The sequence below is a fragment of the Mycobacterium timonense genome (assembly GCF_025821985.1).
In the GTDB taxonomy this organism is placed as follows: Bacteria; Actinomycetota; Actinomycetes; order Mycobacteriales; family Mycobacteriaceae; genus Mycobacterium; species Mycobacterium avium.
Genome location: NZ_JACKSY010000022.1, coordinates 92,945 through 104,025, shown reverse-complemented (window position 1 = coordinate 104,025; position 11,081 = coordinate 92,945). Strand labels below are relative to the sequence as shown.

Genomic DNA, 11,081 nt, shown 5'->3' with positions numbered 1-11,081 from the left:
GGGCGGCCAGTCCTTTCAAGCCGCACCATCAGGCCGGCAAGAGCGATGCAGCCTCACCCGCCCCACCCGGGGTCACAGCACAACGTAACAACACGAAGTAACTGCACCTACGAACTTAAGGATCTGCGATCTCGACGGCGTCATCAGCTGGTCGAGCACCTTGCCCCGCTGCTCGGGCTTGAGGTCGGGCGCCAGCCCCTGGGTCACCTTGAGCAGGTCGACCTGGCGGTCTTTGCGCAGGTTCAACCAGGCGTAGTTGAATGCGCTGGCTTCGGCCCCGCCCCGCAGCCACTGCTGTTGCATGAACAATGTGGTGAAGAACTCCTTGCTGCGCCTGGGTTCGTTGTCGAAGAAGCCCGCGAAGGCGTCCTCGTAATGGGTTTCGGTCGAGTTGTGCCGGATGAACCGCGTCGTCCCCAGCGGTGTCGCGGCCGTGACGACCAGCTGCGGGCGACCGTGCAACGCAAACAGGCGGCCCTTCAACGGCTTTCGTTTCAGCCACTTCGCCACGTTGGCGCGTTCGTTCGACGGCCAATCCTTACACAGCGTGCTGGGTTCGAAAATCGCCGCCCACGCCAGGTTCCGGAAGTCCAGCACCGGCTGGGCGAGGATTTGGAAGTCGGCCAGCGGGCGCTTCGGCCTGAACGGCGACCTCAGCCGATGAAACTGGTAGTGCCAGGTGGCAATTCGCAGAATCCGCTCCAGGCCGGTGGCCACCAGCGAGATCTGGGCTCGCGGCGTGTTCCAGTAACCGAGCAGCGTGAAGATCTCCATCTGATTCAGGATCGCTTTCAGCGCACGCTCGTACAGCGTCCAGTGATTCTCGTTGGCGCACCGATTTGCCCGGAATCCGAACTCGCGCGGCACCAGCCAGGCGAGCGCGGTCGCGGTGACCGCGGCCAGGGCGTCGGCCTGGTAGTCCACGTCCAGCAGCACCCGCGGGGCATGGCGGCTGAGCTCGGAGTGGTTGCCGCCGGACATCCCCTGGGAGTTGTGCAGCAGCTCGTGGATGAAGTAATTGTCGATCATCCAATCGGTGTCCTGGTTGTCGAGCCCCAGATTCGATTGCACCCGGGCCATGGCTTCCCGGGTCCGCCGGCTGATGCGATACACCGGCTGCCGCAGCGACGTGTCGATTTCCATCGACTGCTCGCGCGGGCCGGAGGCCGTCGGGTCGGTGTTCCGGTCGAACTTGAGGTTGCGCAGGTCCCCGTCGGAAACCAGCGCGGACAGGAATTTGATCGGCGCGAGCCGAAGCTTCTTGACCGAATCCTTCGTCAGCACCTTGCGCAGGGTTTCCAGGCGCCCTTCGATGCGGTCGTCGAAAGCCGATTGCGTGGCCGCCGCCGGTTGCGTGGTCGCTGCCGTTTGTATGGTCGCCAACATGGTCTGACCCCCAGCTCGGGCGTGGGACGGGCCGTCCGTGCGGTAGAACGTTACGCGCGCGCGGCCAGCGGCGACCGGTTTTGAGCGATTACGAGTGTGCCCGCGCGAATTGCCGGTGATCGCGACCAGTCCGGCCGTCGGCCGGGCGGGGCCGGACTGGTCGAGCGATCTCTTGCCGGGACTCGGGAAAATGGCCACCCCTCATTGGCCATTCCGGCGATGCCCCGGCGCAGACTGGGGCAGGGCGTGACTAGCTGGCCCGGGCGGGTGACGAGTCGGCCGGCGGCGCGACGGCGGCCGGGGCGGCGAGAACTGCGGTGACGGCCGCCGTGAAGAAGGCAGCACGGGACAACATCTGCCCAAACCTCCTTGCTTCCTCGTGAGTTGGGTGACGTTGCCCGATTCGTCGATGGCAGCCTAGCTGACGGCGTTGTCAATAACAGGCGGAATCGGGAAATTTCGCGCCCGGCGGCGCACGGCGCGGCCCCGGCCCATCGGGGCCCGGCGGGCTGTTACGGTGCCAGGCCGTAGAGGCGCGCGGCGTTCTCGCGGGCGATCAGGTTGACCACCCGGATGGCGTCGGTGCGGCTCCAGTCACCGGCTTCCACGAACTCGCGCAGCACGCGGTGAATACCCCTGCGCCACAGCACCGCTCCCAAAAAATGCAGTTCGGCGGGACCGAATCCGTCGGAGGAATAGAGGATCTTGGAAAACGGCGCCAGCTCCAGCAGGCGCGCCAAGAACGCCGGCGACCGCGCCCCCAAGTGGTTCACGCTCAACCCGCCGTCGACGTATACGTTGTTGAAGGCCTGCGCCAGGTAGCCGGCCTCCCGCTCGTAGGGATAGCAGTGCAGCAACACGATCGGCACATCTCCGCTGTGGTGCAGGAAGTCAAGCAGCAGCAGCGGATTGGCCTTGTGCAGATCGCAATCGCGATCGCCGAACCCGACATGCAATTGCAGCGGCTTGCCCAACCGCAGCGCCCGGTGCAGCCCGAACCGCAGCAGCACCCGATCGCGCAACCGGGTGCCGCCGAGCTCGCGCCACCGGGCCGCCGCCCGGGCGACCTCGGTCGCCGACGGCTCGCTTAGGTCTCCGTCGAACCCGCCCCGGTAGGCCAGGATCGATTTGGTGCCGACCGCGCCGGCCGCCCGCGCGGCCAGGATCTCGTCGAAGGCCGCCGCGTAGTCGCCCGGCGCTTGCGCCGCCTGCTCGGCGACCTCCTCGAGACGCACCAGCTCGGCCGTGGGGGCGGCCGCCAGCTCGGCCATCTCGGCGACACCGGCGACCACGCCGTGCCCGATTCCGGTGTCCACCAACCAGTTGCAGACCCCGGCGGCCGGCAGGAACAGCCGCGCCAGTTCGTGTTCGCTGAGTTGGCAACGGCGCTCCCAATAGGATTGCGGGTCGGCGTGTCTGGGCAGCCCCAGGATGGGAGCGCAGTGGGCGCGCACGGCGAACCCGAGCTGCGAGTCGAAGCCCGAACCGGTGATCGGCTCGGTGTTGGCCTCGTTCAGCGCGTTCTCGAATCGTCGCCGCCCGCCGGTCGTCAGCCAGCAGCCGTGGACGTGCTGGTCGATCAGCGACACGGCGCCGATGTGTTCGGCCAGCGCATCGGTGTCGGAGACCATGGCGGCGTCGTCACAGGCTCCAGGCCATGCGGAACCGGTCCGCCAGTTGCGCGGGGTCCAGGTCGCCGTAGCGTTCCTGCTCCAGGCGGCGCACCGCCACCACCATGTCGACCACCGGGTCGCCCAGGATGTGCCGCATCAGTTCCGAATCATCAAGGGCCGCAATCGCTTCTGCGGCCGAATCGGTCAGCAGCACCACACCGTCGCGGTCACGGTCGGCGTCGGACAGCGCCGCCGGGTCGACCGTCACCTCGGGAGGCAGCGCCGCCTGCGACTTGATACCGTCCAGGGCGAGCCCGAGGATGGCCGCCGACGCCAGGTAGGGGTTCGCCGACGGATCGACGATCTTTACCTCGACGTTCCCGCCGCGCGGGCTGCCGGGGCCGTCGACGATGAATCGCACTGCGGCTTCCCGGTTCTCGGTCCCCCAGCAGGCGTAGGCGCCGGCCCAATTGCCCGGGCGCATCCGCAGGCCGGAGACGATCGACCCGCACAGCACACCCTGCGCCTCGGGCAGCCCGCGGATCACGCCCGCCACCGCGTTCTCCCCCGCCGGGGTCATGCCCGCCGTGCCTGCGCCGCCGGAGAACAGCGGCCCTTCCGCCATGGACAGCGAAAAGTGTTGGTGGGCACCGGATCCCACATCACCGGCGAACGGTGCGGGTGACAGGCTGATGCGGAACCCGTGCCGGCGGGCCGCGCGGCCGATGATCAGCCGCATCAAGATCAGCTGGTCGGCGGCGGCCACCGGGGGTTGCGGCGCCAGCGAGAGCTCGAACTGGTTGGCGCCGTACTCGGGGTGCAGCTGTTCGATCGCGATGCCGGCCCGGGTCGCCGAACCGATCACATCGCGGACGAACGCCTCGTGCTCCAGCACCCCGGCAAGGCCGTACTGCGCCCACAACGTCGACGGCAACCGCTGCCCGTCCGGGGCGACCAGAACGAATTCGACCTCATGCCCGATGGCCGCGTCGATGCCGGCGTCGGCGAGCGCGGCCTCGACCCGCTTCAGCGTTCCGCGGGCGCAGCTGGGTATGGGCGTGCCGTCCTGGGCGAAAAACGCGGCCGGCGCCCAGGCCAGGCCGTCGCCGACGATGCGCAACGCGGACAGGTCGATCCGAAGACGTTGGTCCCCCACCACGCCGACCTCGGCGGTGAAGGCGATGCCGGTTTGGTCGACGGCGAAGGCATGCCAGGACGGGCTGGCGCCCAGACCGGGATCGGCGAAGGTGTTCGTCCGCCGGATCGGAACCGTCTTGGCCAGGGTGAGCCCGGCGGGATTGACGACCGTCCCGATCACGGTGTCGACGCCCTCGGCCTCCAGCTGAGCGATCGCCGCGGCGGCAAGCGGTGTGCCGGTCATGGCAGTCATTGTGCAGGGTCGCGGGCCCGGCGCCCGCGATTTCAGTTCTGGCGGCCGACCAACTCGGTGACGAACCGATCGAGAAAGCCGTCCCACGGCGCCGTGCCCGCCGGCCGGATCACGAATTTCGTCAGCCCCGCATCGAGGTAGGCGTCGAGTTTGCGGTGCAGCTGATCCCATCCGCTCGCGATCAGTTCGTCGGGGTCCAGGTCGGGGCGGCGGCGCCGCACTGCCGCGATCGCCGGCGGCGGCAGTTCGCCGTCGGCGACGGCCAGCGAGATCCCGAAGTGGTCGGGTTCGATGTGCCGTCCGGCGGCCGCCGCGGCCCGCTCGATCGCCTCGCGCCCGGCCCGGGCCTCCGCCGGGGTGAGGAAGCTGCCCAGCCAACCGTCGGCCAGCGCACCGATCCGCCGCAACGCCGCGGGCGCCGAACCGCCCAGCCAAATATCCAATGGCGGTGCGGGTTTGGGCGTGACCGCCGCACCGGTCACGCTGAAATACCGCCCGGTGAACGTCGCCGAATCCTCCACCAGCGCCGCGCGCAGCAGCCGCAGCGACTCGTCGAACACCGCCGCCCGCTCGCCGTCGGGAACCACGAACACCTCGCGTTCGGCCGGAATCGCCGAGCGCAGCCCGAACACCGGAAGGACCCGCTTGGGCGCGACCGCCGCCAGCGACGCCAACTGCTTGGCCACCAGCACCGGGTGCCGCCCCGGCAGCACGGCGACCGACGTGCCCACCTTCAACCGGTGCGTCCGCGCCAGCGCAAACGCCATCCCGACCACCGGATCGACCGCCGGGGAGTACACCAGCTCGGAGAACCACAGCGAATCCACCCCGGTCGACTCGAGATGGTCGACGATGGCGCCCAACTCGGCGGGGGCGTTGTCGGCGCCCAGCCCGACGCCGAAGCGGATCTTCATCGGCGCCTTCCCCGTCGGCGTCGCACGCCGGGCTATCCGCGGCTGGGGATGGTCAGCTTGCAGGCCTGCCCGATGTCGAGGGTCCGCAGCACCCGGCCCATGCCGACCCACAGCGCGCAGGACAGGGCCAGATCGGCGAGCAACTCGTCGGAGAAGTGCTCGGCGCAGCGGCTCCAAAAGTCTTCGTCGTCGCGCAGACCGGTGTGATCGGTCGCGAAGCGGTCCGCGAATTCGGCTGCCAGCCGCTCCTGTTCGCTGTAGCCGGGCCAGGTGCGCCACTCATGGACGTGGTCGTACAGCTCCTCGTCGACGCCCGCCGCCGGGCCGTCCTCGTCGCGGGTGTTGACGCACACGACGCACTCGTTGCGGTGGGCGATCACGGCGCGGGCCAGCTCCCGGGTGCGCAACGGCAACCGGTTCTTGGTGTAGACCGCCTGGCTGAACGCGCCCAGCGCGGCGCCGATGTCCGGAGATTTCACGAACCAGCCGGCCAGGTCGTCGTCAGCAAATGTTCCGATTCGGCTCATGGCGTGATGGTACGCCCGGGTTCGCCGGCCGCCGGCGACGAGTGCTCGGCCCGGCTAGCGGGCCGCCGCCGTGATCGCCGCGGTCGGCTGCGCGTCATGCCAATCACGTTGGGCGAGAACGCGATACGCAACGCGTTCCAGGGCGGCCTGCACCGCTTGGCGGTCCGGGCGCCCCTCGAAGCCGGGCGACCGCCCGAGTTTGTCGACCAGCCAGGCCAACAGCAGCGAATGCACGTAGCCGACCTGCTGGGCCCCGGCCGGCGTGAGCCACAGCCGGTCGCCGTCGCTGCCCGCGTAACCGGCGGTGACCAGGCGCGAGAAGGTCGGCTCGAGCACCTCGAACGGAATCCGCAGATACTCCGCCATGTCGGTGAGTCGCGCGGTCCCGTACATCTGGGTGTAGCGGTTGATGCGCAACACTCCCCACAACCCGGCGACGTCGAGCCGGCAATCGGGTCGCATCGCGATGCTGCGCAACCGCATCCCGGTCTCGCCGCGCAACATCCGGGCCATCGCGTTCTCCAGCATCTGGTCGGGTGTCTCGGTGGTCGGCATGCCGAATGCGTCACCGAGATCGACTGTGCTGTCGTGGATGTCGCGCAGCGGGATTTCGCGCAGGAACAGCGCCAGCACGAAACCCACCAGTGCGACCGGGGCCGCCCAGAAGAACACCTCGGTGAGCGATTCGGCATAGGCCGCCACGATGGGCGCGGCCACCTCATGAGGCTGGCGGTGTAGGGCGCCCGGCGAGCTGACCGCGCCGGGCGGCGCGCCGCTGGCCGCCAGCGCCGGACCGATCCGGCGGTTCAGGAAGTTCACGAACAACGAGCCGAATATCGCTGCGCCGAAGGAACTTCCGATGGTCCGAAAGAACGTCACCCCGGACGTGGCGACGCCGAGATCTTCGAAGTCCGACGTGTTCTGCACGATCAGGATCAGCACCTGCATGGACAGCCCGATGCCGGCGCCCAGGATGAACAGATACAGCGACTGGATCACCGCCGAGGTCGACGGCTGCATCCGCGACATCAGCAGGAACGCCAACGCCATCAACGCGGTGCCGGCCACGGGGAAGATCTTGTACCGGCCGGTGCGCCCGACGATGGTGCCGCTGCCGGTCGAGGTGAACAGCATGCCCACCACCATGGGCAGGGTGCGCAACCCCGACGTGGTGGCCGAGACCCCGTCGACGTATTGCATGTAGGTGGGCAGGAACGTCATCGCGCCCAACATGGCGAAACCCACCACGAAGGACAGCACGCAGCACACGGTGAACACCGGGCTGGCGAACAAGCGGACCGGCAGAATGGGCTCGGCGGCGCGGCGTTCCACCACCACGAAAACGCCGAGCGCCACCGCGGCGGCGGCGAACAGGCCGATGATCGTCGGCGAGCCCCACGGATAGCGGCTGCCGCCCCAGCTGGTGGCCAGCGTCAGGCCGGCGGCGCCCAGGCCGACGAAAACGATTCCGGCGTAGTCGATCACCGGTTTGGCCGACGCGGCCAGCGCGGGAATCGCCGCGGCGGCAACGAAAATGACGATCACCGAGACCGGCACGTTCACCCAGAACGCCCAGCGCCAGCTCAGGTAATCGGTGAAATAGCCGCCCAACAGCGGGCCGATGACCGTGGTGACGCCGAACACCGCCCCGAGGATGCCCTGGTACCGGCCCCGCTCCCGCAGCGGAACGACCTCACCGATCAGCGCGCTGGCGGTGACGGTGATCCCGCCGCCGCCGATGCCCTGCAGCGCACGCGCTCCCACCAACATGGCCATCGACTGGGCCAGTCCGCACAGGACCGAGCCGGCCACGAAGAACAGGACGGCGGCCTGGAAGACGCGCTTGCGGCCGTACAGATCGCCGAGCTTGCCCACCAGCGCGGTGACAATGGTCGAGGCGAGCAAATAGCTGGTCACGACCCAGGACTGATGGCCGGCATCGCCCAGGTTGGCGACGATGGTCGGCAGCGCGGTCGCCACGATGGTCTGGTCCAACGCCGCGAGCAGCATGCCGAGCACGATCGCGACGAAGATCAGGTTGCGCCGCTGCAGGCTGATCCGCTCGCCGCCGGATCCGGTATCGGCGCGGGCCGGTGCATTCACTGCTGCTCTCGGGGTCGTCATGGCTGCCTTCCGTCGCGTCGGCGTCGGCTATGAGTACCCAGCTGTCGGCGTGGACCTGTCAGCCCGCTGACCCCGAGGGCGCGCCGTGCCGCCCCGGCATCAGCTCGGTGGCCGCGACACGCACTGCGCCGAGTAGAGCTCCACGCCCAGCTTGTCCATCAACTCCAGCTGCGTCTCCAGGTAGTCGATGTGCTTTTCCTCGTCGGCGACGATCTGCTCGAAAAGCGTGGCGGTGGTGGAGTCCTGCTTCTCCCGGCACAGGATGATGGCCGGCTTGAGCCGGTCCATCACCTCGTATTCGATGGCCAGGTCGGCCTCGAACTGCTCGCGCAGCGTCTGGCCGATGCGCAGCGAGAACAGGCGCTGATAGTTCGGCAACCCGTCGAGCAGCAGGATGCGGTCGGTGATCGCCTCGGCGTGGCGCATCTCGTCGAAGGACTCGGCCCGGGTGTGCTCAGCTAACTCGGTGAACCCCCAGTTGTCCTGCATCTTGGAGTGCAGGAAGTATTGGTTGATCGCGGTGAGTTCGCTGGTCAGCTGCTCGTTGAGCAGACGCAAAACTTCCGGATCCCCTTGCATTTTCACTCCTACGGTGTGAGCGGCTGGCTGTTCGGCCGCGGTCGGTGCGCCGGGCTGGAGCGCACGAACCTGGGCTGTAGCAGCACTTTGCCACGGCCACAGCGAATCTTCCAGCAAGGTTTGGCTGCGCTCAGTGCGTGTTACGGGTGAGCTAGATCGCTTCTTGTTAGGTTAGACTCCACTAACTGACTTAGGTTAGACTCCACTAATATGCGGCGGGATATGCGGCAGCTGTGTCCGGTGGTTTCGCGTGGGCGATCGACGCCCCCGGCGGCCACCGGCCGAGGCGGCGCGGCGTCGCCCGTCCGAGCGTTCGACGAAGGGGATGCCTACGTGCGAGGGGTGCGCTGATGTACGTGTGCCTTTGTGTCGGGGCCACCAACCAGACCGTGTCCGAGGTCGTGGCGCGGGGCGCCACCACCTCCAAGGAGATCGCCGCGGCGTGCGGGGCCGGCGGCGACTGCGGCCGGTGCCGGCGCACGCTGCGGGCGATTCTGGCCGCTTCGGCGAAGCTGGAGACCGCCCCGTCGGTCTGAGGCCGCTCCCCCGCCTCAGCTGGGCCGCTTAGTGCTGTTTGCTTGGTGCCTGCCGCTCAGCGCTTGTTGAAGTCGGCCAGCGCGGCCGCGTTGGCCTGGGCGCCCATCAGCTCCGCGAAGTGCGCGTTCTCCCGCGCGGTGGCCGCCGCGATCTGCGGCCGGACCGGTTCCATCATCGTGTGCTTGACCGCCATCAAACTCGAAATCGGGCGGGAGGCAAGGATTTCCGCGTGATGACGGGCCTGCGGCAGCAGCTCGTCGGGCGCGCAGACCCGCCAGACCAGGCCCATCCGCAGCGCCTCGTCGGCGTCGACCCATTCCGAGGACATCAACAGCCAGGCGGCGTTCTGCCGGCCGACCAGTTGTGGCAGCAGGTAGGACGAGGCCGCCTCGGGGGCCACCCCCAGGCTGGTGAACGGGCACTTCAGCCGGGCCGTCGACGACATGAACGCCAGATCGGCGTAGCCCAGGATGGTGGCACCGATCCCCACGCCGACGCCGTTCACCGCGCAGATCAGCGGCTTGGGAAATGCGCTGAGCGCGTTGATGAGTCCGATGAAGCCATGCTTGCCCGGGGTGAAGTCCGGGTCGGTGATGCGGGCCTGCATCTCGGCCAGGTCGGTGCCGGCGCTGAACCCGCGTCCCGCCCCGGTCAGCAGCACGACCGCCACCTCGGGATCCTCGGCCGCGGCCAGCAACGCCTCGGCGGTGGCGTCGTAGAGGGCTTCGTTGAACGCGTTCAGCGCCTCCGGGCGGTTCAGCGTGAGGGTGCGTACCCGCTTGTCGTCGTCGATCTGCAGCGTCACGCCAGCAGCTTAGGTCAGCCGTTGCTGTAGACGCGGGTCGGGGCGATCAGCACGACGGCCCGCCGCTCCCGGGCCATCACCCGGTCGTACTCGTCCCAGTCGTCGTGACTGCCGCCGGCGGCGGTGAACACTTCGCGCAGCAGCAGTCGCAGCCGGTCGGCGTCGGTCAGCCACGGCTGGGCGTCGTCCGGGCCGACCAATTCGGCGCGGCCCTCGACGGTCGCCCACTGCCAGCCGTTGCGGAAGGTGACGCCCAGCTGCGGCCGGGCCCGCAGGTTGGCCCGTTTGACCTTGCCGTAGGTGGTAAAGCCCAGCACCGGTTGACCGTTCGCCGGGTGCGCCAACCGGCCGACGTTGACCAGCGAGGCCTGCACGGTCTGGTCGGCGCGGACGGTGGATATCACCGCCAGACCGTTTTCCGCGGCGGCCAGGGCGACGGCGTCGTCGAGTGTGGTCATCTCCGGTACCTCATTGCGCGAACGGTGTCTTGACGACGTAGCGGCTGGTCGGCACCGTGTCGATGTTCTCGTTGGCGCCAAAAGCCGTGGTGCTGGCCACCATTCGGCCCAGCCGGTGCTGCAGGTCCTGTTCGTCGGCCGCCCCGAAGAACGCCTGCAGATCGGTGATCGCCTCGGCGGGGAACAATTCCTCGACGATGCCGGCGATCTCCGGTGCGCCCGGGGTGAGGGTGCGCACCACCCAGTTCTGGGTGTAGCCGAACGTCGATTGGGTCTCGATGGCCACCGGGGTGTGGTCGCGCTGCCAGCGGGTCAGCCAGGTCTCCTGGTCCATGCCGGCCGGCCGGCGCAGTAACGCGATGTTGGCCAAACCCGGTGTGCGAGAGGCTGGTTCGGTTTGCGGCGCCGGCAGCGGCACCGACTCGGTCACCAGATAGGCGGCCAGCTGCTCGCACTCGGCGGCGAGCAGGCGCAGCGCGGCCGCCACTTGCTCGCCGTAGCACTGCTGGGTCCACATGCTGACCACCGCGGCCACCGGCGGGTCCAGCGTGGTCAACGTCATCAACGACCGGCGTACCGCATCGTCGCGGACATTGACCGCCAGCCCGGGCAGGCCCAACTCGAGCAGCGCATCGGCGACCGCGCCGCGCTGGCGGGCGCACCAGTCCTCCTCCGAATCGGCACGCATAAGCACGGCGATCACTTTTTCCATGAGCCGAAACCTACCCGCGCCGGGCCGCCGGCAGGG

Annotated in this window: 11 protein-coding genes; 1 reads left to right on the top strand and 10 read right to left on the bottom strand. The window is 68.7% G+C overall.

All coding sequences use genetic code 11. From position 1 onward, the window contains the following. Window positions 1–72 precede the first annotated feature (72 nt). The 7 genes from H7I87_RS07275 to bfr form a co-directional block, all read right to left on the bottom strand. Complete coding sequence (locus H7I87_RS07275; RefSeq protein ID WP_083071356.1) at window positions 73–1,386, bottom strand: hypothetical protein; 1,314 nt, start codon at window positions 1,384–1,386, stop codon at window positions 73–75. A gap of 512 nt (window positions 1,387–1,898) precedes the next feature. Then, a complete protein-coding gene (locus H7I87_RS07270; protein ID WP_033726954.1) occupies window positions 1,899–3,017 on the bottom strand; it encodes an amidohydrolase family protein in 1,119 nt (372 codons plus the stop codon). 10 nt (window positions 3,018–3,027) lie between these two features. Next, a complete protein-coding gene (locus tag H7I87_RS07265) occupies window positions 3,028–4,380 on the bottom strand; it encodes a type I glutamate--ammonia ligase (protein WP_011725078.1) in 1,353 nt (450 codons plus the stop codon). A 41-nt stretch (window positions 4,381–4,421) separates the two neighbouring features. Next, window positions 4,422–5,303: a TIGR03854 family LLM class F420-dependent oxidoreductase gene (locus H7I87_RS07260; protein WP_011725079.1), complete on the bottom strand. Its 882-nt coding sequence runs from the start codon at window positions 5,301–5,303 to the stop codon at window positions 4,422–4,424. A gap of 32 nt (window positions 5,304–5,335) precedes the next feature. Further along, entirely contained in the window at window positions 5,336–5,830 is a 495-nt protein-coding gene (locus tag H7I87_RS07255) for a carboxymuconolactone decarboxylase family protein (protein ID WP_003876563.1), read from the bottom strand. Window positions 5,831–5,884: 54 nt separating this feature from the next. Continuing rightward, complete coding sequence (locus H7I87_RS07250) at window positions 5,885–7,933, bottom strand: MDR family MFS transporter (RefSeq protein ID WP_033726955.1); 2,049 nt, start codon at window positions 7,931–7,933, stop codon at window positions 5,885–5,887. Window positions 7,934–8,053: 120 nt separating this feature from the next. Further along, window positions 8,054–8,533: a bacterioferritin gene (bfr, locus tag H7I87_RS07245; RefSeq protein ID WP_003876561.1), complete on the bottom strand. Its 480-nt coding sequence runs from the start codon at window positions 8,531–8,533 to the stop codon at window positions 8,054–8,056. A gap of 350 nt (window positions 8,534–8,883) precedes the next feature. Between bfr and H7I87_RS07240 the strand changes: the two genes are divergently transcribed. Further along, window positions 8,884–9,069 (top strand): (2Fe-2S)-binding protein, encoded by a 186-nt coding sequence (locus H7I87_RS07240; protein ID WP_003876560.1) that lies wholly within the window; start codon window positions 8,884–8,886, stop codon window positions 9,067–9,069. 56 nt (window positions 9,070–9,125) lie between these two features. Here H7I87_RS07240 and H7I87_RS07235 read toward each other — a convergent pair whose 3' ends face one another. The 3 genes from H7I87_RS07235 to H7I87_RS07225 are packed head-to-tail and all read right to left on the bottom strand — an operon-like array spanning window position 9,126 to window position 11,045. Next, window positions 9,126–9,875 carry an enoyl-CoA hydratase/isomerase family protein gene (locus H7I87_RS07235; RefSeq protein ID WP_003876559.1) on the bottom strand — a complete coding sequence of 250 codons (750 nt, stop codon included), beginning with the start codon at window positions 9,873–9,875 and terminating at the stop codon, window positions 9,126–9,128. A 14-nt stretch (window positions 9,876–9,889) separates the two neighbouring features. Continuing rightward, window positions 9,890–10,333, bottom strand: coding sequence for a TIGR03618 family F420-dependent PPOX class oxidoreductase (locus tag H7I87_RS07230; RefSeq protein ID WP_033726956.1), 444 nt, complete (start codon window positions 10,331–10,333; stop codon window positions 9,890–9,892). A 10-nt stretch (window positions 10,334–10,343) separates the two neighbouring features. Beyond that, complete coding sequence (locus H7I87_RS07225; protein ID WP_011725082.1) at window positions 10,344–11,045, bottom strand: EthD domain-containing protein; 702 nt, start codon at window positions 11,043–11,045, stop codon at window positions 10,344–10,346. Between the last annotated feature and the right edge of the window lie 36 nt (window positions 11,046–11,081).